The organism is Thermohahella caldifontis, assembly GCF_041153465.1.
GTDB lineage: Bacteria > Pseudomonadota > Gammaproteobacteria > Pseudomonadales > Oleiphilaceae > Thermohahella > Thermohahella caldifontis.
This window is the reverse complement of sequence record NZ_CP154858.1, coordinates 2,255,450-2,276,379: the sequence shown is the minus strand read 5'-3', so window position 1 is coordinate 2,276,379 and position 20,930 is coordinate 2,255,450. Positions and strand designations below refer to the sequence as shown.

The window sequence follows — 20,930 nt, the reverse complement described above, 5'->3', positions numbered from 1 at the left end:
TTGGGTAGATAAGAAGCGTTCTGAAGATAAGGGACGTTTCGTTCATAAAGTAAGTGGCCCGATGGCAGCGTGTCGGCTAGCATGTTGTCCTGACACAGGAGGACACGCATTCATGCGCTGGCGACCGCGCAAACTCAAGACCCGCATGATCCTGATCATCGGACTGCTGGCCTTGCTGCAGACCAGCTTCATTGGCGTCTATGCCCTGCGGCAGCTCCACGATTCCCTGGATGATCAGATCAGCCTGCGTGCATTGCAGGTGGCCCGGACCATCGCTGCCATGCCGGAAGTGGTGCGTGCCGTGCAGGCCCGGGACAGCGAGTATCTCCAGCCGCTGGCCCGGCGCCTGGCGGAAGAACTGGGCGCACGCTTCATCGTCATCGGTGACCGGCAGGGTATCCGCCTGGCACATCCCACACCTTCCCGCCTCGGCAAGCCCATGTATGATGATGAGGGTGATCATAACGAGATTGCACTGGTACAAGGACGCCCTTATGTAACGAAGGCCGTTGGCAGTCTGGGGCCCACGATGCGTGGCAAGGCCCCGGTCTTTGATCCGGCTGGCGAAGAGGTGGTGGGCATCGTTTCCGTGGGATTCACCCTGGAGGCGGTGGAACAGGTCATTCGCCGCTATCGGGATACCCTGCTGGTGGTGGTGCTCATGGTCTTTGCTGCCAGCGTACTGGGCGGTGTCTGGATTGCCCAGCACGTCAAGCGCGCCATCTTCGGGCTTGAGCCCGAGCAGATCGGGCTGATGTTCAAGGAGCGCAATGCCACGCTGGCCTCGGTGCGCGAGGGCATCATTGCCATCAACAGCGAAGGGCGGATCACCACCTTCAACAGCAGTGCCAAACGCATGCTGGGTCTGCCCGAGGACTGCCGGCCCGAAGGCCGGCCGCTGAGCGAAGTCCTGCCGGACAGTGGCATGTCGGAAGTCCTCACGACCGGCACGCCCGAATTTGACCGCGAGGTCACCCTTCAGGGGCGTGTCTATATCGTCAACCGCATTCCGTTGGAAATGGACGGGCAGATGGCCGGTGTGGTGTCCAGTTTCAGGCCCAGGGACGAACTGGATCGCATTACCCGCCGCCTCAACCAGATGGAGCAGTATGCGGACAGCCTGCGCGCCCAATCCCACGAGTACTCCAACAAGCTGCACACCATCGCCGGTCTGATCCAGATGGGGGCCACGGAGGATGCCCTGGCGCTGATCGGCCAGGAAACCCGGGGCCATCAGGCCCTGATGGATATTCTCATCGCGGCTGTCCCGGATCCCTTGCTGGCAGGCTGTCTGGTGGGCAAGTACAACCGTGCCCGGGAGATGGGGCTGGTGCTGGTCCTGCACCCGGAAAGTCACATGCGTGATCTGCCCGAGGCCCTGGAGCGCGACAAGCTGGTCAGCATTCTCGGCAACCTGATCGACAATGCACTGGAAGCCACCCGCGACCATACCGGGCGTGGTGGTGTCGTCTCGGTGTCCATGTCGGACTTCGGCGACGAGCTCATTTTCGAGATCGAGGATCAGGGGCCGGGGATTCCGCCGGAGGCACGGGAAACGATTTTCCACAAGGGGGTCACCAGCAAGGCCGAATCCGGGCATGGTTACGGCCTGCATCTGGTCAGGCAGTGGGTGGCCCTTTTTCATGGTACGATTACGGTGGAACCGGCCGATGAAGGGGGTACCCGGTTTACCGTTTACCTGCCCAAACAACGATAACATCAGGCAGAACCATGCAGACCATTCGAGTCATCATCGCAGAAGACGATACACAGATTGCCGAGATCACGCGCCGGTTTCTGGAGCGCGTGCCGGGTTTTGAAGTGGTGGGCATTGCCCATGACCTGGAACCGGTGCGGGACTGCGTGGACGTCCTGAAGCCGGATCTGTTGCTGCTGGATATCCGCTTCCCGTCCGGCACGGGACTGGAACTGCTGCGCGAACTCCGGGCAGCCGATCATCCGGTGGACGTCATCATGATTACCGGCGCCCGGGAAGTGGAAGCCGTGCGCGAAGCCCTCCACCGAGGCGTATTCGACTATATCCTCAAGCCTCTGGCGTTCGAGCGCCTGGAAAAGGCGTTGCTGGGGTATCGCCAGCACCATGAGGCCTTGCGTCAGCTTGACCAGCTGGCACACCAGTCCGACGTGGATGCCCTGCTGCCGCGTGAGTCGCCCTCCCGAACCGGCGTCTCACCGGTCCGCACACTGCCCAAGGGAATCGATGAGCTGACGCTGGCCAACGTGCGCAAGCTCTTCGGTGCTCCCGACGTGGCCTTCAGCGCGGAGGAAGTCGGCCGGCAACTGGGTGCCAGCCGGATTACCGCGCGCCGTTACCTGGAGTATCTGGTGTCCGTGGGTGAGCTCAGGGCCCAGATCAGCTACGGCTCCGTGGGCCGCCCCGAGCGGCGTTACCAGCCGGCTCAGGCCGTGCGCTGAAGGGTATTGCGGTCCGTGTGCTCGAAACGGCGGCCGTAGATGTCCACCAGTGTGGTTTCCGTATAGCGCAGCGTGTCACCTGCCACCTCGATACGGTGAGTGAAGGAGAGCGTGCGCGCCTTCTGCGCCAGGAAGGGTGTCTGGGCAATCGCTCCCACCCGGCCATCCTCGGTGGTCTCCACTTCCAGCACCCAGCCCTCACCGTTGGCTTCTGCACGGCCTTCGGCGATGACGGAAACACCCCGGGGAATGGTCAGGGTCTGTGTGACCCTGCCGGTGGCCGGTTCCCAGAGCCAGAAGCCGGTTTCGTTGTGAAATACCTTGTGGTCGGACTTGCGCCGCACCACCTGATGGTAATGCATCGCCACCAGTGTCTGCTCCTCGGCATTGGTCGTGTCCCCGGCCGGGGTGAACACGATGGTTTCATAGAATGGATTGATTTCCTTGCCGTCCGGTTCCGGCGCCACATCCGTGCCGCTCTCGCCGTACCATGCACCTGCCAGTGCCGCAAGCGGGCCGTAGTCCACCTCATGTTCTGCAATCAGGGGTGCCATGCAGGGTGTCTTCTCTGTCACGGTGAATCTCCATGTTCGGTTTGGGTTGCGTTGCCGGTTTTGCCTTTGTGGCTCAGCATATCATGAAGGGTGAGCGGATCTCACGCCCCTTTCGGGTTCGGGCGCCCAGAGGCGTGTTGTCTGAAAAGGGGGTGGCTGGCCGGAGGTGTCCAAAACGTAACCATTGATTGGCGGTCGGGCCGGAACCTTAGCCCGCGTGAGGGACTCCAACGTCATATCAATCAGAGGAGCACCACCATGAAAATTCATTCTGTCACCGCACCACTCATTCTTGCGGCCACACTTGCCGTGCCGGCCAGCGGGTGGGCGGGAGAGAACAGCCTGGCGGACCGCCGCGCCAACGACAACAGCTGGATAACCCGGGATGCGGAACCTCTGTCGGAAGATCGGCTGAACGGGGACCGGTCCGGGATGGATCTGAACACGCTGCCGCCTCCCGCCGCAGGCATGCCCAAAGCCGGCAAGCACCTGGATCGAATGGACAAGACCCGGGACGACGTGATGACGGATGGCCGGCACGGGATGCGCATGGACCGGATGCCGGGCGAAACCGCACACCAGTACAAGATGAGGGCATTCGGTCCGAACAACTGATCAGGCCGGGATGCCCACCATACCTGAAGGCACGTTGACGCGTGCCTTTCCGAATGGTCATGATCCATATCAAACGGTCCGGCACAAGCTGTGATAAATTAGCATGAGGCCTCAACTGCGGAATCGGTCATGATTGTCCGGCATGTGCTGCTGATGTTTCTCCTCGCGCTGGCTGCGCCGCTGAAAGCGACGTGGCAGGTACCGGTGTGGAACCAGCCGGCCGGGCCGGAACTGATGCCGCTCACCCATGGCGCCCGGATGTTCGCGGCCTCGTCATCTCACCAGCAGTGCCAGGCCCCGGGCTGCCAGGCACAGTGCCAGATACAGCTGCAGTGGCCGGTTGCCATCCCGGTCTCCGGATTCAGCGGACTGTTGCAGGGCACGCAGAGGCCTGTCACCCGTATTCCCCGTTACGACTCGCCTTTCATTGAAGCACCACTGCGTCCGCCCCTTTTTGCCTGATTGCCAATCACGTAGACGACCTAACGCTTGAAATTGGTTATTAATCAGGAGAAGACAATGAAGAATCTGGTACGCGGGGCGGCCGCACTGGCCCTGACACTGGTGATGGGCACTCAGGCTGTCGCCATCACACCTGACAAGCTGAGCCACATTCACGGCATGGCCGAACTCAAGGGTGTCCCCTATCTGGCAGGACATGACGGACTCTACCGCTATGACCCGAAACTCAATGATGCCCGCCGGGTATCCGCTGACGCCTGGGATTTCATGTCGCTGGCCTACACCCAGGAAGCGCTGCTCGGCTCAGGGCATCCGCCGGAGGGTGGCAATCTCGGCCTGGTCAGGAGTACGGATGGTGTTCGCTGGACACGTGTTTCACCGGGGCTCAACGGACCGGTGGACTTCCACATGATGGCGGTGGATCCGCGCAACAGCCGCATCATCTATGGACTGTACGGGAGCCTGCAGCGCTCAGCCGATGGGGGGCAGACCTGGGAGAAAGCCGGCAAGCTGCCCTCGGAGAAAACCTACAGCCTGGCACTGCAGGTGACGGGAGACAAGGAACACCTGATGGCCGGTGTGGATCAGGGCCTGCTGGTCAGTGAAGATCAGGGCAGGACATGGCGGCCCGGGATGATGCTGCGTCTGCCGGTCACACTGGTGAGTGTCACTTCGGATGGTGTGGTCTGGGCATTCGTGGTCGGCAAGGGCCTGATGCGAGCCGAGCCGGATACACTGAGGTTCCGGCCCGTATTCAACGCACTGGGCACGCGTTACCCGCGCTACCTGGTCAGGGCCGGAGAGGGCTATCAGTTGCTCGACAATACCGGCATGCTCTGGACCGGCGATGCGACAGGCACAAACTGGACGCTCAACCGCGGTGCCGTGGCCATGGGGCCGGCGGAAGCATCGGGCAAAAAGTTGTTTGACCAATACTGTACGGCCTGCCATGGTTCGAATGGTGTGGGTGAAACCTACAGCGTTCAGGCGCTGACAGATCAGAATTACCGCATGGCGCCTGCACTGGACTGGACCATGCATGCCTGGCACCACACGGACGAGAACCTCAGGGAAACCATCCTGAACGGTTTTCCCGACGTGCCCGGTTCCCGCATGCCGGCGTGGAAAGGAACACTCAGTGCAGGGCAGGCTGATGACATCATCGCTTACATGAAAACCCTCTGGCGTGAGCGCGAACGCAACTGCCAGGGGCCCAAACACATGAACTGTCAGGAGTGACGAACATGACACTGCGGATAGTGGGCATCACGGCGTTGACCACGTTGCTGGCGGGATGCGGAGGGCACATGCACGACGGGGACGACATGGCCTGGCAATTCCGCGAGTACAGCAGTCTGGGCGAGCAGATCTACTTCACCGGACGGGGTGAGGACGGCCGCCAGATTCCGTTCTCCGGCGGGCATCATCACATGCGGATGCACGGAGGTGGCTGTGTGACCTGTCATGGGGCCGACCGTGAGGGCGGGCAGGTCATGTGGCCGCGGTTCTGGGTGCGCGCACCGGCCCTGACGCCCGAGGCGTTGGGCCTGAACGAAAGCGGGGCTCATGAGGATGGGCATGCTGACGGCGATCACGAGCATGAGGCCTACACGGCCGAGACGCTCAAGCGTGCCATTATCGAAGGTGTGGAACCGGATGGCCGGCGTCTGGATGATGCCATGCCCCGCTGGGCACTGAGCCCGGCGGAGGCGGAGGCGCTGGTGGCATACCTGATGTCAGAGTGACGCAATCACCTTGCCGAGCAGGTCGCGCACCTGCCCGGCGACGGCCTTGAGCTGGTCATTGTCGATAGCGGCCATGGAGGCGACCGGATCAATGGCACTGACTTCGATACCGGCATCCGTTTCACGCAGAATCACGTTGCAGGGAAGCATGGCGCCGACTTTCGGCTCCAGACCGATGGCCTGCCAGGCCATGTTCGGGTTGCAGGCGCCCAGAATCTTGTAGCCCGGCATGTCCTTGTTGAGTTTCTTTTTCATGGTGGCGGAGACATCAATTTCAGTCAGCACGCCAAATCCTTGGGCGGTGAGGGCGTCGCGTACGCGGGATTCGGCTTCAGCCAGGGTGCAGCCGGTCAGTGTACGATCAATCGTGTAGGTCATCTGGCGTTCTCCTTTTTTGCAGTTATTTTGCGGTACATGGGTGGAACTACCGTTCAGATTTTGACCAAGTGTAAACATGGGCGAATAATCTAAACATGTATATATAGTTATTATAAGTTAAATCAAGCGACCTGATGCACGCTTGTCCGGTTTGGGGGGTACCTTGCAAAATCCCTGTGGCGCAACATCCAGTGCGGCGTTGAACTTGCTGGACAGGTTCTGGAAGGCGATCAGCCCCGTCAGCTCGACGATGGCATCCTCGCTGAAATGGGCACGAAGTGCATCCACATCTGCGTCGGTAACCTGAAGGTCCGAGCGGGTCATGACTTCGGCGTAGTGCAGGGCAGCCTTTTCCGCCTCTGAAAAAAGATCGGATTCCCTAAAGTGCTCCAGAGCGTCCAGCTTGGCCTGCTCCGCGCCACGCCGGAGCACCATCATGGAATTGATATCCACGCAGAACCGACACCAGTTGATCTGCGAAACCCGAACGGTAATCAGTGAACGCAGGACAGGCGGAATGGGGCTGGATCGCCGGTCGAGCGCGCCGAACAACAGTGCCACGCCCATGAAGACCTTGGGGCTGCGTGCCCACAGGCGCGCCGGTTCCAGCACGGCTCCGTATTTGCGCTTCTGATTGAGAAAAAACAGCCGGATATACCACGGAACCTTTTTCGCCGGACCGATACGCGCCATGACGGATCTCCTTCTCTTGTCGTGTTGTCAGTATCCCGGCGGCATCTTGCTGCAACAATGCGGCTCGGCCTTCAGGTTTTCCTTGATGTCCGCATCCGAGCTGGCGTACCAATTGCGTTTTTTCTGGTTCCACCAACCGGGTGCCCACTGTATCCCGTGATGTTGGAGAATCGCTTCAATATTTTCCAGCGAGCGGAACGATGCATCGTAGATCACCGTCAGGCGGGATTTGCCTGGTATCCATTCGACCCGATCGACACCCATGTCCTCATTCAATTCGGCGATGGCCCGGGTCATGGCGCTTTCGGACGGCACCTGTACGCGCAGGGAGCGTTTGACCAGGTGCGCGGGATTGACGCTTGTCTTGTGTGTGGTCTTGCTCATGGCTGCTCCCTCCTTGATGGATTCTGGAGTCAGTATACAAGGTATGAGTAACACATAGGTCAACCGCCATAGGCAGTATTAATATTAAAAACAGGACAGAAATTGATCTGTAACAGGGTGCATACCACTCAAACCGCCTACAGTAGTCAGCATGAAAGAGCTATCGTTTGTGATGGGTATGGTCATCCTCTTGGGGATGGCCGTTCAGGAGGGCGGGCTGGCTGAAGTCGGTTCCGCCGGATGGGGCGTGACGCTTTGCACCACCGGTCACACCCACGGCCATGATGCCCTGGCGTATGAAGTACCCGCGCGCGATACGGATTCCCTCCACTGTCATCAGTTGCAGTTGTCTGCCATTGCAGCCCGCTGGGCAGCACCGCATCCCTTCAGGGTATCGGTGTATGGATGGCAGACTGCGGCCAAACCGGCCCCGGGCAATAGCCGGGTGCCAGAGCCTCCGCCCAAACGGGTCTGATTCTCGTCCAAAAGAAAAAAACGCAGATGAAATGATTCACGGGCTCTGCTGAGCGGACCGCCCGTGAATGTGATCCTGAGAAGGAGTATGACGATGAACAGACCCCGAATTTTCCGGATGACGTTGATGGCCGCGCTGGTGGGCGTGCTGAGCGGTTGCACCAACCTCACCCACTCGGCCATGCATGATGATGGGGATCATCATGGTGGGATGATGGACACCGGCGCGATGCATGGTGACGAGGCGATGCATGGTGATGAAGGCACACCGGGCCACGATGATGACGGGCACATGCACGGGCATGATGAAGGTGGCCACGGCATGATGGCCGGCCACGATGATGATCATCATGGAGGCGGGCACCGGCATGATCGCTGGATTGACCCGCCAGCAGATTATCAGGTTCAGGCCATCCCGGACTGGAACGATTCCGAAGCCGCTGAGCGTGGCAAGAAGATCTATTCACGGTACTGCCAGAGCTGCCATGGTTCAGACGGTGAAGGTGACGGCCCCGCAGCCGCAGGGCTGAGCCACAAACCGGCAGATCTGAACAATCACTTCCACGGCATGTTCCGGCATTCTGACCACTACCTGTTCTGGCGCGTCAGCGAAGGTGGACAGGTGGAACCCTTCAGAAGTGAGGGATCTGCGATGCCGGCCTTCAAGAATGTCCTGAGCCCACAACAACGCTGGGATGTTCTCACCTACGTGCATCAGAAGTTCCACGAGGGTCAGGGGCATGCCGAATAGCGCCCTTCCGGCGGGCTTCGGCCCGCCTGTCCTGCCTGAGGGTGTCTGGCCTTGGCGCGTATTTCTTACCGGATCGTCATGGCCACCGGGTTGACCTGTGTGCAAGGCACAGGTCTTAGGCTGTCAGCATCCTTGCATAGTGAGAGAGCAGGGCAATGAAAATTACCCATACCATGAAAGTTGTGGGCGCGACACTGGTGGTTGCGGGAGTCTCGGCCGTGCAGTCGGGCTGGATCAGCGGACGTGACCTGTTGTTCTACGGCCTGTTGCTTGCGTGCCCGCTGATGCATGTCTTCATGCATGGAGGGCATGGTCACGGGAAGGGGCATCATGACCACGACGCGGAGTCTGACGCGCAGGATCCTGAGATTCGGAAACTGCCGGATCAAAGGTAAGCGATCCAAAACCCCCATCTAAAAACCGCCCAGCGGATCGGCTAAGGTACGCCTGGCCATTGTACGGGAGCCCGCCATGTCGCTCACCGAAAAACAGGCCTTCTATCTTTCCCTGATCGAACAGGCCCGTACACAGGGCAAGTCCCTGAAGCAGGTCGCTGTCGAGAACGGCGTCAGCCCAGCCACTTTGTACAACGCCGCCCACACCCTCAGGCGCAAGGGGTATGCAGAGAATACCCCGGCCAGAGTGCCTTTGTCCGCGTGCCGGTTGATGCCGCAGCGGATGACTGCATCAAGCTGGATACTCAGATTACCAATGGCCGGCCTCTTCATATCAGTCTGCCGGGCCCACGGAAGTCCGGGGGCACGTCCGTCGCCACACCTTCGGCTGGGAGGCCCGGCCTGAGGACCTGCCCCGCGAAGTGATCGAGCATGACCTGGATGACGCCGACAAGGTCTGTGCCTGCGGATGTCACAAGCAACGCATTGGCGAAGAGGTCAGCGAGACCCTGGAATATATCCCGGCCCGCCTGCACCTGTCGCGGCGTGTCCGTCACAAGTATGCCTGCAAGCAATGTGAGTTGGGAGTGTAGGTGGTCCGGAAACCGGCGGCTCTGATTCCCGGTAGCAATGCCGGCAACCGTGACGCCATCCTGCTCTGGAACCTGGCGCCCACCACCCACTGCCTGACTGGGGTGGGGGTTTGGGATCGCTTACTGCCTTTCACCTTGTTAACTGAGTTGTCAGTTTCATGTCAGGTTCGTGTCGCAAACTGTGTAGTGCCAGAAGAGGACACGCTCCTCGAAGCAAAACAAATAAACCAGATGAGGGACTGACCATGATTAGAGTATCACTTCTCACTATTGTGACCACGTTTTCGACCACAGTAGCTTTTGCGGATTCGGCACCGATAAGTCAATCCGGTAACCTTGCTGAGCAGAAATCGCAAGCAAATTTTCATGACATGACTGACCGGCCCATGAAGCATGAGCACTCAGACAGACGTCTTGCCCATGAACACAAACGAATGATGTTTGATGATAATTCCCCTGAAACTGCTGGAGTTCTGGGGCCGGTTCATCCCCGTCACCATATGGATAACCTGACCGCATCAGAACATAAGCGTCTGATGTTTGGTCAGAACGATTAAGCTTACCTGATCCTGGATCCTGTCAGGACTGCAATAAGCGTTTTCTGAGCACTGGGTGAAGGCGCCACTTCGGGCCCTTCCCCCAGAAGATAATTTCTAATGAGATAGTGAGGTTTAAGATGTCGCAACCAAGAAGTTGTAATGCATGGCTTGCGTCAAAAGCTTCTCGTCGCCGGTTTGTGCAGGGTCTGGTTGCCGGGGGCGTGATGGTTGGTTTCTCCCCCTGGGCACGTGCCGCACTGCAGCCGGGGCGGACCGACACCCACACGGGCACGGCGCCGGTGTTGAGTGGTACGGAGATTGATCTGGTCATTGCCGAATCGCCGGTCAACTTTACCGGGACGCCCCGAATGGCGACTACCATCAACGGATCCATTCCTGCACCTACCCTGCGTTTGCGGGAAGGCGACACGGTCACTATACGCGTTACCAATCACCTGAGTGAGTCCACTTCCATTCACTGGCACGGAATCATTCTGCCTTACCAGATGGATGGTGTACCCGGCATCAGCTTTCCCGGTATTCCACCCGGAGCAACGTTCACTTACCGGTTTCGCCTCGAGCAAACCGGCACCTATTGGTACCACTCGCACTCCGGTACGCAGGAGCAGACCGGGATGTATGGTGCGCTCATCGTTGAGCCAAGACACGGAGACCCTGTCCAGGCTGACCGGGATTACATCGTTCAGTTGTCCGACTGGACGGACGAAGATCCCATGCGGGTGCTGACCAAACTGCGGGTGCAGGGGGATTATTATAACTACAACCAGCCGACAGCTCTCGACTTCTTCCGGGACGTTGCCGACAGGGGGCTTTCCCGCGCGCTCGAAAAGCGTGCGATGTGGAATCAGATGCGGATGAACCCGACCGACCTGGCCGATCTTTCGGGTGAGACATTGACTTATCTGATGAACGGCGTGACACCGGCAGGAAACTGGACCGGGCTTTTCCGGCCGGGTGAGCGGGTGCGTTTGCGGTTTATCAACGGTGCAGCCAATACCTTCTACGACGTACGCATCCCCGGGCTCAGAATGACCGTGGTGCAAAGCGACGGCCAGAATGTTGAACCCGTTACTGTCGACGAGTTCCGGTTCGGTCCCGGCGAAACTTACGACGTGATCGTGACCCCGAGTGAGGATGCCTACACGATTTTCGCTCAATCCATGGATCGAACCGGATATGCGCGCGGTACGCTCGCCGTGAGCAAAGGGCTGGAAGCCGCGGTGCCCCCGCTGGATCCGGTCGAATGGCTGACCATGGCAGATATGATGGGTGCGATGGATCACGCGCAAATGGGGCATGGCGGCCCGGCCATGGCTGGCATGGATCACTCATCCATGGGGCACCAGATGCCGGGAATGGACCATGGCATGTCCGGCATGAAACATGGCGCGATGGCCGGGATGATGGGCGGTGCCTTGTCCAGACCGGGCACCACGGTTCGGCACGCCAGCGCGGAATTCGGGCCGGGTACAGATATGCGGGTGGACATGCCGCGCACGAACCTTGATGATCCGGGGGCCGGATTGCGACAGCTGGCAGAGCAGGGAAGGCGCCCCCCGGACACCGGGTACTGACGCTGGCCGATCTGCATACGGTCGGGGGACCGCTTGACCCGCGCGGCCCCGAACGTGAGCTCGAACTCCATCTGACCGGCAACATGGAGCGCTATACCTGGTCGCTTGATGGCCTTGAGTTCGGCAAAAGTACGCCCGTACATCTTCGCTATGGCGAACGGGTACGCATTATCCTTCACAACGATACGATGATGACGCACCCGATGCATCTACACGGGATGTGGAGTGAACTGGAAACGCCCGAAGGACAGTTTCTGGCTCGACGCCATACCATTCCGGTTCAGCCTGCGCAGCGGATCAGCTTCCTGGTGACTGCCGACGCGCTCGGACAGTGGGCCTGGCACTGCCATCTGATGTTGCACATGGAAATGGGAATGTTCCGGAAGGTGGTCGTGTCATGAAACTGATCAAGAGAAAATTTGCCATGAAACCCTGTTCTCTCCTTACGGTTGCGCTGGTATCGCTCGGCACGGTATCTGCTTGGGCGCAGACACCGATGCAAGGCAGCGGTCATTCCGGCATGGCTCACGCCCGGTCGGAAGCCGAATCGCCCGCGCATCACACCATGGACCATGGCGGCATGAGCATGAAGGGGGCTGCTCCGGCAGAGGTTCGCGATCCGCACGCATACGCCGATGGCCTGACGCTGGAGTCGGGTCCTTATGCGCTTCCCGGGCCCAGGCAGCTTCGGCTGGCTGATGAGCATCTGTTCGGTAGCCTGCTTTTCGGTCGCCTGGAGCGCGTTTACCTGGATGATGGCAATATGACCGCCTATGAGGCCCGGGCCTCGTACGGGAATACCTATGACCGTCTGGTTCTCGAGGCCGAAGGTGAAGTTGCCGAAGGCCGGCTGGAGGAAGCGCAAACGGAGCTCCTGTGGGGACATGCGATGGCCACATACTGGGACACCCGCCTCGGTGTGCGGCAGGACAGTGGTACGGAGCCTGACCGGACCTGGCTTGCCTTCGGCGTTCAGGGGCTTGCGCCTTACTGGTTCGAGGTTGATGCCACCGCTTACGTTGGGCGCTCGGGACGCACGGCACTGAGTCTGTCGGGCGAATATGAACTGCTGCTCACTCAGCGTCTGGTTTTGCAGCCCCGCGTGGAAGTCAATCTGTATGGCAAGCGAGATGAAGCGCGTGGTCTGGGCAGTGGAGTGTCCGATGCCCTGGCGGGTTTGCGGCTGCGTTATGAGTTCTCGCGTCAGTTCGCCCCCTACATCGGAGTGGAATGGGCGGGCAAGTTCGGGCAGACCGCCGATATGGCCCGGGATGAAGGGCAGCGTACCCGTGAAACGGGGTATGTCGCAGGTGTGAGACTGTGGTTCTAGAGTTGCCGGCAGACTCATTGATTTGATTGTCAATTAACCAACTGAAGGAAAAAACCATGCTGAAAAGAAGTCTGAATGTATTGATGCTGACCACGCTGCCGGTACTGGCTCTGGCAGGGGGCAACCATGGCAACAGTCATGACATGAGTGGGCACAACATGCAGGATATGGACAGTGCCACGCACAGCGGGGCATCACTCTCCGATATCGGCAGGCCCGGTGACCCTGCCCGCGTGGATCGCACCATTGAGGTGATCATGGATGATTCCATGCGTTTCACACCGTCGGATATCGTGGTCAGGAAGGGGGAGACCGTCCGTTTCTTTATCAGGAACACGGGCAAGGTACCGCACGAGTTGGTCATTGGCACCATGGACGAGCTCCGGGCACATGCCGAGTCAATGCGCAACGCACCCCGCATGCAGCATGCCGAACCAAACATGGTGAGGCTCAAGCCTGGCCAACGTGGTGGGCTGGTATGGCAGTTTGATGAGCCGGGCACTGTGGACTTTGCCTGTCTGATACCCGGCCACATGGAAGCGGGTATGCAGGGGAAAATCAGGATTACTGCGGGATAATTTGCCTTTCCTTAACCCGGTTACGAATACCTGACGTACTGGATCAGTGCCTCCGCCTGCCATGGCGGGCGGAGGCACTTCCCGGATCTTTTCCGGTTCGAAAGGCTTGTGCTCAGGCCGTTCCTGTTTCGTCTTTTGAAGAATTGTTCTTCGGGCATGCAGTGAGGTAAAGGTCGAAACGGACCCAGCCGTCATGCGCTTGAGCGACCACCCTTCCCTGACATGCCTCCACAGCCGCCTTGACAATCGCCAGTCCCAGGCCTGAATGTGCAGCATCTTCTGTGCGGGTTCGTGCCGAAGAGCCCGACCAGAAACGATCAAAGGCATGTTCTTCGAAGGCTTCGCTGACGTCTCCCCGGTTACGGAAGGACAGCCTCACGACGCCCTGCTTCTCTGCGGCTTCGATGATCAGAGGGCTGCCCGGCTCCGCGTGTCTGATGGCGTTGGATATGAGATTGGCCAAAGCCCGGTCCAGCAGTAACCGGTATCCCCTGACCTCGGGCAGTGACTCTGGCAGACACACATCCGGCTGCATCCTCCTTCGCTCGAGAAGTGGCTGCATCCGCTCAAGCTGATCGCGTATCAGGGCAACGGCATCCAGAGGTTCGGGCTGCCCAAAGGCCAGGGCACGTGCTTTTGAAATGAAGAGCATGTCCTGCACAATGGATGAGAGGTGACGACTGTCATTCAGCGCGTGTTGCAGGGCCGCCCGGTAGTCTTCCCCGATCTGGAGCGCATCAGTGCGAGCTCAAGGCAGGCGATCTGGCTGGTGAGCGGTGTTTTCAGCTCATGAGCCATGGCATCGGAAAACTGTTCAAGATAACGGTAGTCTCCTTCAATTTGATCCAGCATCCTGTTCAGCGCCCGGACAAGAGGGGCGATTTCCCTCGGGAATTGCTGCGGAAGCCAGCGCACGCTCAGATTGGTGGCCGAAACGGCTGCGATATCGTCACTTATGCGGTTCAGGTACCTGAATCCACGGCGTACAGTGACCGTTACCAGAACGGTGATGAGTGCTCCCAGCATGACCATCAGGGCGGAAAACCACGTGAGCTGGAAATGCTCGAAGTTCACCCGGCTCTGCACATTGATGGCCATCCGGATCTCGCGAATACCCGGTGGCAGAGGAGGTTCGGCATTCCAGACCTGGAAATGCTCACCCTCAATATTGCGGGTCACGAACGGAGCTTCGACGGGTTCAGCCAGTACTTTCTTTGCACTGTGATTGTTTGAGAAAACAGCATGGCTGCCATCCGCACTGAAGACAGCGTAGACGAAAACATGATGGGAGGGGGGGATTGCTTGTGTTTTCAGCCCTTCAAGGCCGCTTGACCGGAGGATGGCTGACAGCTCGTGCTCCAGATCGGCCATGTCCTGCCGTTCTTCCTGATAGAAGTGCTCTGAAAAAAAATGTGCGGACAATGCCAGTGCCGAAACCAAAAAGAGAAGAGCCGGAATCACAATGCTGATCTGAATCCGGGCGGCCAGTGAGAGAGGTTTCATGATGTGCCGGGATTGAATCGATAACCTGCGCCACGCAGGGTTTCAATACACGAATTCTTAGCCCGCTCGCCGAGTTTTCGCCGTAACCGGCTGATGGCAGCCTCTACAGCGTTTTCGTCGATGTCCTGATTGTATCCCCAGACGAGCTGCGCAAGTTGTTCGCGAGAGTAAACGCGCAGGGGATGGCGCATGAAGTGCTCCAGCAACCGGTATTCCTGTTCTGTCAGGAGCACGGGCTGGCCCCTGACATATACCTGGCGCTGAACGGCATCCAGTTCAATTTTGCCTGCGGACAATATCTCTGGCTGAAAGGTGCGGGAACGGCGCTCCAGTGCACGTATGCGGGCGATCAGTTCAATAAACGAGAAAGGTTTGGGCAGATAATCGTCAGCCCCCGTATTGAGACCTTCAGCCCTCTGATCCACCGAGTTTCGTGCCGAAAGTACCAGCACCGGAACGTCGCAGCCTCCCTTGCGGATGGCCGCGAGTACATCCAGTCCGCTGCACCCGGGCAGCATCAGATCCAGAATGACCACTCTCCAGGCGTGCCCGAGAATTCTGTCAATGGCCTGATGGCCATCTGAAACACGCTCGCAGCGGTATCCGGCCTCATGCAAGCCTTGCATGAGGAGTGCGGCAATGCGCTCGTCATCTTCCACCACCAGAATCATGCTTCATCCGGCTCTGTGGTTTGCCCGTCTCTGGATTCAGGGATCATCATGGCGTTATTGCGATGTCCCACCCCGTTTCAGCCATGCCTGATACGTCTCATCCGGCCAGAAGCTCTGAAAATAGGCAATGGCGCTTTCGATCTGCTCCTCGCTCAGGGTGTTCTCGAAACCGGGCATCACACCACCGTTGGGAATCCCGCCCTTCCTGATCTGATGTTTGAGGACTTTCATGGAGTGATGCCACGCATGTGCGGTACCGTTCAGCGGTGGAGGCGGATAGTTGCCGTTCTTGTCAGGTTTTTTCCAGTTCATGACACGTCCCTGGGCCTTGCGGCCGTGGCAGGACGCACAGTTTTCCAGAAACACCGTTTTGCCGGCCTCTACCTGAGCCTGAGTGTACCAGCGTCCGTTCTCGCCCTTGGGCGCACAGGCCGCCAGCAGGACAAAGGAGGCGGGAATCATGATCCGGATAGCGCGTTTCAACATGGTCTGCTCCTTGTGGGTTCAAACCGGGAGGGCCAGGCCCTCCCGGTAGGGTTTACTTCTGTGCCAGGGGGGATCCGGACACTTCGATGGCGACGTGCATGCCGGCTTCATAGTGACCCGGCAGGTTGCAGGCAGCCTGGATGTCTTCAGCCTCGCTGAAGGTCCAGATCAGTTCGCGCGTTTGTCCGGGCGGTACGGTGATGGCGTTGGGATCCTCATGCTCCATTGGCCCCATGCCCATCTGTTCGCGCATTTCCTTGCGGTGTTCCTGATGCTCGTCCCGCGTACCGACGACGAACTCATGGTCAATACGCCCTTCATTCTTCACGACAAAGCGAATGGTTTCCCCGGGGCGTACCCTGAAGTCGGGCGGATCGAAACGCATCTTGTCGGAAGCGGTGACATGAATCACGCGATCCACCTCTTCCACCTTGCCGGGCCTGCCACTCCGGAAGGTTTCGCTGTGCTCGTCGTGATGGCTGTCCGTATCATGGTGACCGCCCATTTCTGCCATGTGCGTATCATCCACTGCCTTGGGTTTACCGTGGCCGGCATCGGCCAGGGTGACAGACGGCGCAGCCAGCATGGCAGCAGTAAACAGTACGGAAATCAAGGGTTGACGCATATCTGACCTCGCAAAAGATAAAAATGTTAAATTCAGGTTGTGTTTCTCGTCAGGCTGCGGAAGCGAGTATGGCCTAATTCAGAAACGTACACTTGGCGAGGTGGACCGGAGGCTCGTGCAGCCAGCGCAGGTTGATGATGGTTCGGGTCTGGCGACCCAGTGCACGGAAGTAACGCAACAGATCCGGCAGCGTGAACGCCAGCCAGAGCAGGCTGGTGACAATGAAGAGATTGACCGGTATGGGGCGGGCCTGGTTGCCGGCATCTTCACAGCTGGTGACAGCTTGCTGCGCATGCAGCACGTGGCCATCGGCGCTGACCAGTGTACTGTGTTCAACCGAGTAATCAGGGCTGTCGTGCGGCGCACAGAAAACAGGTATGACCAACCACGTCAGCCACACCAGCGGCAGCAGCCAGGCAAGCTGGCGGCGGACAGACTGAATGTGAACATGAAACCGGCTGATCACCTTGAAATCCTTCAGAAGCGTGGCGTCTTATTATTCGGACGCTTCCTTCTGCGTCAAGTTGCGGACGCACACCTTAACGGATTGTCACCCCGGAACCTTGACCGGTGTCAAATACGGGCCTCTTGTCATCCCTTTCTGAACAAGGTTTAACGTACCGGAATTGACCTGTGTGCTGCACACAGGTTCTAGCCTGAAGGCTGAAATCCATGCACAAACGAGGTGAGTCATGAAGCAGAAAATCTTCGCACTGACCGGTGTCGCAGCCATGATGTTTTCGTTGCAGGCCGCAGCGGCAGTCAAGGTCTACATACCGCTGGGGTCAGCCAATACGGTCATCAAGGTCGATGCGGCCACGGGGCAGATCGAGGGAAACTATCCCGGCCCGGTCAATCCGCACGGACTGGTGGCTGTGCCCGGCAGCGATTATCTCATGGCCGGCAGCCTGTATCAGGATGGCGAGACCAGTTACCTGTACAAGGTGCATCCGGGACACGGGCATGTGATGTCCAAAACGGCAGTCAAGGGCTGGACGCATCACCAGGCCGCCACACCTGACGGGCGCTATGTGATCTCCACGCATGGCATGGCCGGTGACATTTCGGTTTTTGACATGAAAGCCAACAAGGTGGTCAAGCGCATCCCGACAGGCGAGGTGCCGAATTACACGCTCGTGTCTGCTGACGGACGGACGGCCTGGGTGAGCAATGCCGGCAGCAACGACATTGCAGAGGTGGACCTGGAAGCGGGCAAGGTCACGCGACGGCTCGAGAGTGGTCCCTCTCCGGAGCATATGGCCTTCGACAGCAGCAGGGAGCACATCTGGGTCAGCAATGCAGACGCCGGGACGGTGAGTCAGGTGGACATTGCTTCCGGCAAGGTGGTGCGCACCGTACCGCTCGGTGCCGAAGTGCACGGACTGGACGCCAGCACGGACGGTCGCAGCCTCTATGTCAGCGTCAAGGGTGCCGACAAGATTGTCCGGATCGACACCGTAACGGGCGCCCTGGCCAGTGCGCCGCTCGGGCCGAAACCCTACCACCTGAATACGATTCCGGGGACGGATCTGGTCTTTGTCTCCAGCCGGGCGGAGCCGGTAGTCTGGGCTGTGGATGGCAAGACGCTGCAGGTACGATACACTGTCAGTCTGCCGGGTGGCGAAGGTCATCAGATGGCGGTGGTTGACGAGTAAACAGAAATAAACGGAAGGATAGTGAAGGTAAGCATGATGACTCGGATATGGAGACTGGCGCTGGCCGGTCTGATGCTGCTCGGGCTCGGTGTTCATAGTGCCCGGGCACTGACAGAGCAGGACGTGGATGCCCGCATACAGAAAGCCATCGAGGCATATGTCAACAGCCCGGCATTCGACAAGCGTGTGGAAGAGGGCATCCTGAAATTCATCGACAAGCAGCGCAAGGAGGCCGACGCACGCAAGAATGGTGCAGCGGAACGTGTGGCAGCCGTGAACCCGGAGAAAGATCATGTCCGGGGCAAGGTGGATGCGCCCTTCTCGCTGATCGAGTACTCGGATTTCGAGTGCCCCTACTGCAAGCGGTTTCACGGAACGGCCCGGACATTCATTGAGCGCAACCCGGAGGTCAACTGGGTTTACCGCAACTTTCCGCTGGACTTCCACAACCCCTGGGCGCAGCGTGAGGCAGAAGCCGCCGAGTGCGTGGCGGCCCTGGCAGGCAATGATGTGTACTGGTCCTACATCGACGCCATCTTCGAAAATACGCAATCCAACGGCAAGGGACTGCGACCGGGTGTCTCGCTCAGACAACTGGCCACTGAACGGGGTGTGGACGGAAGCCAGTTTGATGACTGTGTGAAAAGTGGTCGCTTCCGGCCCCGGATCGCATCGGAACTTGAGAATGGCAACGCGGCCGGTGTGACGGGAACCCCCGGCAACTTCCTGCGTCACAATGCCACGGGGCAGGTGATTGCTGTTCCCGGAGCGCAACCCCTGGACCAGCTCGAGCGCGCACTCGATGCGCTGAAATCACGGGTTCAGTGATGCAGACATGCCGGCACCCGATGTGCCGGCTCTCCGCAGGGTTCAGCCGATGCGGGTGAAAACGGGAAATGTCTCCAGCAGCCAGGTGCCCAGACGCGTAATCCAGCCGGTCGCCAGTGCAATCCCCATCAGCATCATCAGCACGCCTGAAATCTGATAGAGACGCGCGCCGGCGCTGTAAAACCGTTTCATGCGGTTGCGCAGGGGTTCGAAGAACCAGGCCAGCAGCAGGAAGGGGACTGCCAGCCCCAGTGAATAGACGCTCAGCAGCACGGTACCCTGCATCGCGGTGGCCGACACGGTACTGACAGTCAGAATCGCACCCAGTACCGGACCGATGCAGGGCGTCCAGCCGAACGCAAAGGACAGGCCCAGCAGGTAGGCCGAAAGCGGATGGTCCGAAAGGTGCTGCGGGTGAAAGCGGTGATCCCGCATCAGCCAGCCGATTTTCAGCCAGCCCGTCATCATCAGGCCAAAGAGGAAGATCAGAATGCCACCGCCCACGGCGAGATCGGCCTTGTGCTGCTGAAGCCAGCTGCCCAGCATGGAAAAACCGGCACCCATGGCAATGAACACGGTCGAGAAACCGAGCACGAACAGACAGGCCGCCAGAAATCGACGGGTCTGGGCCGATTCGCCTTCGCGGTGCTGGTGGCCGGCCATCCAGCTCATGTAGCCGGGCATGAGCGGCAGGACACAGGGTGAGAGAAAGGACACCAGTCCGCCCATGAAAGCCGTAAAAAAGGTCAGGGATTCGGTCATGCCGTACTCCGTATGAGCGCAGAAAGCCAACGTGCAGGACACAGTATAAGGGAGGCGGTTGCGGGTTGTCCCCCGACCTGTGTGCACGACACAGGTTTAAAGATTGTTCATGCCGGGGAAATGTGTGCAGGTGTATTCTGAGACCATATCAACTGAGAACATACCGGAGGCCGCAGGCATGAGCTGGTACCGCACACATGTTTTTCCCTGGATTCTGGACAAGGCCATGAGCCTGCCATCGCTTGCTTCCCTGAGACAGGCCACACTAGCGGCGGCAGAGGGCCGTGTGCTGGAAGTGGGCGTCGGAACGGGTCTCAACTTTCCCTGGTATCCGCGTACGGTGCAACAGGTCACGGCAATCGACGTCAATCCGGGAGTGGTGGAGCGAGCTCGCCACCGGCTCAGTCAGGCACCGGTACCCGTGGAGATCGAAATCGTGGACGGCCAGTCCCTGCCCATGGAAGACCATCAGTTCGATACGCTGGTGCTCACCTGGACTCTGTGCTCCATTCAGGATGCGGACCGGGCCCTTCAGGAGTTTCGGCGGGTACTGAAGCCCGGAGGCCGGGTCCTGTTTGTGGAGCACGGACTGGCGGATTCGCCGGGAGTGGTGCGCTGGCAGCATCGTCTGACACCGGTTCAGAAGTGCCTGGCGGATGGCTGTCACCTGAACCGGGATATCACCGGACTGCTCACCCGCAATGGTTTTGACATTCGTCAGGAAAGCCGCTTCTACCTGTCCGGTGTGCCCCGCACGCATGGCTTCATGTATCAGGGGATCGCGGTCAATGGCTAGCCTTTAGTAGTAAATTATCGCAATAAGCCGTCACTTTGCTGGGGTTTTTTCCGGAAAAGGCTTAAAATTACGTGCTGAAAAT

At 59.1% G+C, this 20,930-nt stretch carries 26 protein-coding genes and 2 pseudogenes; 17 read left to right on the top strand and 11 right to left on the bottom strand.

Features of this window, described 5'->3' with window-relative positions; all coding sequences use genetic code 11:
• The first annotated feature begins 112 nt into the window (after positions 1–112).
• Positions 113–1,717 carry an ATP-binding protein gene (locus AAIA72_RS11030; RefSeq protein WP_369600368.1) on the top strand — a complete coding sequence of 535 codons (1,605 nt, stop codon included), beginning with the start codon at positions 113–115 and terminating at the stop codon, positions 1,715–1,717.
• Between the two features lie 14 nt (positions 1,718–1,731).
• A complete protein-coding gene (locus tag AAIA72_RS11025; RefSeq protein WP_369600367.1) occupies positions 1,732–2,436 on the top strand; it encodes a response regulator in 705 nt (234 codons plus the stop codon).
• On the opposite strand, the gene AAIA72_RS11020 is transcribed toward AAIA72_RS11025, so the two are convergent.
• Complete coding sequence (locus tag AAIA72_RS11020) at positions 2,421–3,011, bottom strand: heme-binding beta-barrel domain-containing protein (RefSeq protein ID WP_369600366.1); 591 nt, start codon at positions 3,009–3,011, stop codon at positions 2,421–2,423. The genes AAIA72_RS11025 and AAIA72_RS11020 overlap by 16 nt on opposite strands.
• Positions 3,012–3,248: 237 nt before the next feature.
• Here AAIA72_RS11020 and AAIA72_RS11015 point away from each other — a divergent pair, with 237 nt between their 5' ends.
• The 4 genes from AAIA72_RS11015 to AAIA72_RS11000 all read left to right on the top strand — a co-directional run bounded on the left by AAIA72_RS11015 (position 3,249) and on the right by AAIA72_RS11000 (position 5,812).
• Positions 3,249–3,605: a hypothetical protein gene (locus AAIA72_RS11015; RefSeq protein WP_369600365.1), complete on the top strand. Its 357-nt coding sequence runs from the start codon at positions 3,249–3,251 to the stop codon at positions 3,603–3,605.
• Positions 3,606–3,734: 129 nt separating this feature from the next.
• Positions 3,735–4,067: a hypothetical protein gene (locus AAIA72_RS11010; RefSeq protein WP_369600364.1), complete on the top strand. Its 333-nt coding sequence runs from the start codon at positions 3,735–3,737 to the stop codon at positions 4,065–4,067.
• 57 nt (positions 4,068–4,124) lie between these two features.
• Complete coding sequence (locus AAIA72_RS11005; protein ID WP_369600363.1) at positions 4,125–5,306, top strand: c-type cytochrome; 1,182 nt, start codon at positions 4,125–4,127, stop codon at positions 5,304–5,306.
• 5 nt (positions 5,307–5,311) lie between these two features.
• Complete coding sequence (locus AAIA72_RS11000) at positions 5,312–5,812, top strand: cytochrome c (RefSeq protein ID WP_369600362.1); 501 nt, start codon at positions 5,312–5,314, stop codon at positions 5,810–5,812.
• Here AAIA72_RS11000 and AAIA72_RS10995 read toward each other — a convergent pair.
• The 3 genes from AAIA72_RS10995 to AAIA72_RS10985 all read right to left on the bottom strand — a co-directional run bounded on the left by AAIA72_RS10995 (position 5,804) and on the right by AAIA72_RS10985 (position 7,267).
• Positions 5,804–6,190: a DUF302 domain-containing protein gene (locus AAIA72_RS10995; RefSeq protein WP_369600361.1), complete on the bottom strand. Its 387-nt coding sequence runs from the start codon at positions 6,188–6,190 to the stop codon at positions 5,804–5,806. The two genes, AAIA72_RS11000 and AAIA72_RS10995, sit on opposite strands and share 9 nt — an antisense overlap.
• 117 nt (positions 6,191–6,307) lie before the next feature.
• A complete protein-coding gene (locus tag AAIA72_RS10990) occupies positions 6,308–6,883 on the bottom strand; it encodes a carboxymuconolactone decarboxylase family protein (RefSeq protein WP_369600360.1) in 576 nt (191 codons plus the stop codon).
• Between the two features lie 27 nt (positions 6,884–6,910).
• Positions 6,911–7,267, bottom strand: a complete 357-nt coding sequence (locus AAIA72_RS10985) for a hypothetical protein (RefSeq protein WP_369600359.1) — start codon at positions 7,265–7,267, stop codon at positions 6,911–6,913.
• Between the two features lie 151 nt (positions 7,268–7,418).
• Here AAIA72_RS10985 and AAIA72_RS10980 point away from each other — a divergent pair, with 151 nt between their 5' ends.
• The 8 genes and pseudogenes from AAIA72_RS10980 (at position 7,419) to AAIA72_RS10945 (ending at position 13,522) form a co-directional block, all read left to right on the top strand.
• Positions 7,419–7,742, top strand: coding sequence for a hypothetical protein (locus AAIA72_RS10980; protein WP_369600358.1), 324 nt, complete (start codon positions 7,419–7,421; stop codon positions 7,740–7,742).
• A gap of 93 nt (positions 7,743–7,835) precedes the next feature.
• On the top strand, positions 7,836–8,492 hold the full coding sequence (locus AAIA72_RS10975; RefSeq protein ID WP_369600357.1) for a cytochrome c: 657 nt from the start codon (positions 7,836–7,838) through the stop codon (positions 8,490–8,492).
• A 155-nt stretch (positions 8,493–8,647) separates the two neighbouring features.
• Complete coding sequence (locus AAIA72_RS10970; protein ID WP_369600356.1) at positions 8,648–8,887, top strand: DUF2933 domain-containing protein; 240 nt, start codon at positions 8,648–8,650, stop codon at positions 8,885–8,887.
• Between the two features lie 401 nt (positions 8,888–9,288).
• A pseudogene (locus tag AAIA72_RS10965) lies at positions 9,289–9,468 on the top strand (IS66 family transposase zinc-finger binding domain-containing protein); the annotation flags it as partial.
• Between the two features lie 257 nt (positions 9,469–9,725).
• On the top strand, positions 9,726–10,037 hold the full coding sequence (locus tag AAIA72_RS10960) for a hypothetical protein (RefSeq protein ID WP_369600355.1): 312 nt from the start codon (positions 9,726–9,728) through the stop codon (positions 10,035–10,037).
• A gap of 119 nt (positions 10,038–10,156) precedes the next feature.
• A pseudogene (locus AAIA72_RS10955) lies at positions 10,157–12,015 on the top strand (copper resistance system multicopper oxidase).
• A complete protein-coding gene (locus tag AAIA72_RS10950) occupies positions 12,012–12,944 on the top strand; it encodes a copper resistance protein B (RefSeq protein ID WP_369600354.1) in 933 nt (310 codons plus the stop codon). The pseudogene AAIA72_RS10955 and the gene AAIA72_RS10950 overlap by 4 nt, the downstream one beginning before the upstream one ends.
• Before the next feature lie 56 nt (positions 12,945–13,000).
• Positions 13,001–13,522 (top strand): plastocyanin/azurin family copper-binding protein, encoded by a 522-nt coding sequence (locus tag AAIA72_RS10945; protein WP_369600353.1) that lies wholly within the window; start codon positions 13,001–13,003, stop codon positions 13,520–13,522.
• Between the two features lie 112 nt (positions 13,523–13,634).
• Here AAIA72_RS10945 and AAIA72_RS10940 read toward each other — a convergent pair whose 3' ends face one another.
• From AAIA72_RS10940 to AAIA72_RS10915, 6 genes are all read right to left on the bottom strand, one after another.
• The gene (locus tag AAIA72_RS10940) at positions 13,635–14,174 is read right to left on the bottom strand and encodes a sensor histidine kinase (RefSeq protein WP_369600352.1); all 540 of its coding nucleotides are present in this window, start codon (positions 14,172–14,174) and stop codon (positions 13,635–13,637) included.
• Positions 14,175–14,209: 35 nt separating this feature from the next.
• Positions 14,210–15,025, bottom strand: coding sequence for a HAMP domain-containing protein (locus tag AAIA72_RS10935; protein WP_369600351.1), 816 nt, complete (start codon positions 15,023–15,025; stop codon positions 14,210–14,212).
• Positions 15,022–15,696 carry a response regulator transcription factor gene (locus AAIA72_RS10930; RefSeq protein ID WP_369600350.1) on the bottom strand — a complete coding sequence of 225 codons (675 nt, stop codon included), beginning with the start codon at positions 15,694–15,696 and terminating at the stop codon, positions 15,022–15,024. The genes AAIA72_RS10935 and AAIA72_RS10930 overlap by 4 nt, the downstream gene beginning before the upstream one ends.
• Positions 15,697–15,750: 54 nt before the next feature.
• The gene (locus AAIA72_RS10925) at positions 15,751–16,182 is read right to left on the bottom strand and encodes a cytochrome c (RefSeq protein ID WP_369600349.1); all 432 of its coding nucleotides are present in this window, start codon (positions 16,180–16,182) and stop codon (positions 15,751–15,753) included.
• Between the two features lie 52 nt (positions 16,183–16,234).
• Entirely contained in the window at positions 16,235–16,807 is a 573-nt protein-coding gene (locus AAIA72_RS10920; protein ID WP_369600348.1) for a plastocyanin/azurin family copper-binding protein, read from the bottom strand.
• Between the two features lie 73 nt (positions 16,808–16,880).
• Positions 16,881–17,273 (bottom strand): hypothetical protein, encoded by a 393-nt coding sequence (locus tag AAIA72_RS10915; RefSeq protein WP_369600347.1) that lies wholly within the window; start codon positions 17,271–17,273, stop codon positions 16,881–16,883.
• Between the two features lie 226 nt (positions 17,274–17,499).
• Here AAIA72_RS10915 and AAIA72_RS10910 point away from each other — a divergent pair, with 226 nt between their 5' ends.
• Both AAIA72_RS10910 and AAIA72_RS10905 read left to right on the top strand, forming a co-directional pair.
• Positions 17,500–18,462: a beta-propeller fold lactonase family protein gene (locus AAIA72_RS10910; protein WP_369600346.1), complete on the top strand. Its 963-nt coding sequence runs from the start codon at positions 17,500–17,502 to the stop codon at positions 18,460–18,462.
• 33 nt (positions 18,463–18,495) lie between these two features.
• On the top strand, positions 18,496–19,290 hold the full coding sequence (locus tag AAIA72_RS10905) for a DsbA family protein (RefSeq protein ID WP_369600345.1): 795 nt from the start codon (positions 18,496–18,498) through the stop codon (positions 19,288–19,290).
• 42 nt (positions 19,291–19,332) lie between these two features.
• Here AAIA72_RS10905 and AAIA72_RS10900 read toward each other — a convergent pair whose 3' ends face one another.
• Complete coding sequence (locus AAIA72_RS10900; RefSeq protein WP_369600344.1) at positions 19,333–20,052, bottom strand: cytochrome c biogenesis CcdA family protein; 720 nt, start codon at positions 20,050–20,052, stop codon at positions 19,333–19,335.
• Positions 20,053–20,230: 178 nt separating this feature from the next.
• On the opposite strand from AAIA72_RS10900, the gene AAIA72_RS10895 reads away from it, so the two are divergent.
• Positions 20,231–20,848, top strand: coding sequence for a class I SAM-dependent methyltransferase (locus AAIA72_RS10895; RefSeq protein WP_369600343.1), 618 nt, complete (start codon positions 20,231–20,233; stop codon positions 20,846–20,848).
• The last annotated feature ends 82 nt before the right edge of the window (positions 20,849–20,930 follow it).

What these genes read in the sequence shown, in the direction of transcription:
- AAIA72_RS11030 (WP_369600368.1), top strand. Translation starts at nt 113, where the DNA reads ATGCGCTGGCGACCGCGCAAACTCAAGACCCGCATGATCCTGATCATC.
- AAIA72_RS11025 (WP_369600367.1), top strand. Translation starts at nt 1,732, where the DNA reads ATGCAGACCATTCGAGTCATCATCGCAGAAGACGATACACAGATTGCC.
- AAIA72_RS11015 (WP_369600365.1), top strand. Translation starts at nt 3,249, where the DNA reads ATGAAAATTCATTCTGTCACCGCACCACTCATTCTTGCGGCCACACTT.
- AAIA72_RS11010 (WP_369600364.1), top strand. Translation starts at nt 3,735, where the DNA reads ATGATTGTCCGGCATGTGCTGCTGATGTTTCTCCTCGCGCTGGCTGCG.
- AAIA72_RS11005 (WP_369600363.1), top strand. Translation starts at nt 4,125, where the DNA reads ATGAAGAATCTGGTACGCGGGGCGGCCGCACTGGCCCTGACACTGGTG.
- AAIA72_RS11000 (WP_369600362.1), top strand. Translation starts at nt 5,312, where the DNA reads ATGACACTGCGGATAGTGGGCATCACGGCGTTGACCACGTTGCTGGCG.
- AAIA72_RS10995 (WP_369600361.1), bottom strand. Translation starts at nt 6,190, where the DNA reads ATGACCTACACGATTGATCGTACACTGACCGGCTGCACCCTGGCTGAA.
- AAIA72_RS10990 (WP_369600360.1), bottom strand. Translation starts at nt 6,883, where the DNA reads ATGGCGCGTATCGGTCCGGCGAAAAAGGTTCCGTGGTATATCCGGCTG.
- AAIA72_RS10985 (WP_369600359.1), bottom strand. Translation starts at nt 7,267, where the DNA reads ATGAGCAAGACCACACACAAGACAAGCGTCAATCCCGCGCACCTGGTC.
- AAIA72_RS10980 (WP_369600358.1), top strand. Translation starts at nt 7,419, where the DNA reads ATGAAAGAGCTATCGTTTGTGATGGGTATGGTCATCCTCTTGGGGATG.
- AAIA72_RS10975 (WP_369600357.1), top strand. Translation starts at nt 7,836, where the DNA reads ATGAACAGACCCCGAATTTTCCGGATGACGTTGATGGCCGCGCTGGTG.
- AAIA72_RS10970 (WP_369600356.1), top strand. Translation starts at nt 8,648, where the DNA reads ATGAAAATTACCCATACCATGAAAGTTGTGGGCGCGACACTGGTGGTT.
- AAIA72_RS10960 (WP_369600355.1), top strand. Translation starts at nt 9,726, where the DNA reads ATGATTAGAGTATCACTTCTCACTATTGTGACCACGTTTTCGACCACA.
- AAIA72_RS10950 (WP_369600354.1), top strand. Translation starts at nt 12,012, where the DNA reads ATGAAACTGATCAAGAGAAAATTTGCCATGAAACCCTGTTCTCTCCTT.
- AAIA72_RS10945 (WP_369600353.1), top strand. Translation starts at nt 13,001, where the DNA reads ATGCTGAAAAGAAGTCTGAATGTATTGATGCTGACCACGCTGCCGGTA.
- AAIA72_RS10940 (WP_369600352.1), bottom strand. Translation starts at nt 14,174, where the DNA reads ATGCTCTTCATTTCAAAAGCACGTGCCCTGGCCTTTGGGCAGCCCGAA.
- AAIA72_RS10935 (WP_369600351.1), bottom strand. Translation starts at nt 15,025, where the DNA reads ATGAAACCTCTCTCACTGGCCGCCCGGATTCAGATCAGCATTGTGATT.
- AAIA72_RS10930 (WP_369600350.1), bottom strand. Translation starts at nt 15,696, where the DNA reads ATGATTCTGGTGGTGGAAGATGACGAGCGCATTGCCGCACTCCTCATG.
- AAIA72_RS10925 (WP_369600349.1), bottom strand. Translation starts at nt 16,182, where the DNA reads ATGTTGAAACGCGCTATCCGGATCATGATTCCCGCCTCCTTTGTCCTG.
- AAIA72_RS10920 (WP_369600348.1), bottom strand. Translation starts at nt 16,807, where the DNA reads ATGCGTCAACCCTTGATTTCCGTACTGTTTACTGCTGCCATGCTGGCT.
- AAIA72_RS10910 (WP_369600346.1), top strand. Translation starts at nt 17,500, where the DNA reads ATGAAGCAGAAAATCTTCGCACTGACCGGTGTCGCAGCCATGATGTTT.
- AAIA72_RS10905 (WP_369600345.1), top strand. Translation starts at nt 18,496, where the DNA reads ATGATGACTCGGATATGGAGACTGGCGCTGGCCGGTCTGATGCTGCTC.
- AAIA72_RS10900 (WP_369600344.1), bottom strand. Translation starts at nt 20,052, where the DNA reads ATGACCGAATCCCTGACCTTTTTTACGGCTTTCATGGGCGGACTGGTG.
- AAIA72_RS10895 (WP_369600343.1), top strand. Translation starts at nt 20,231, where the DNA reads ATGAGCTGGTACCGCACACATGTTTTTCCCTGGATTCTGGACAAGGCC.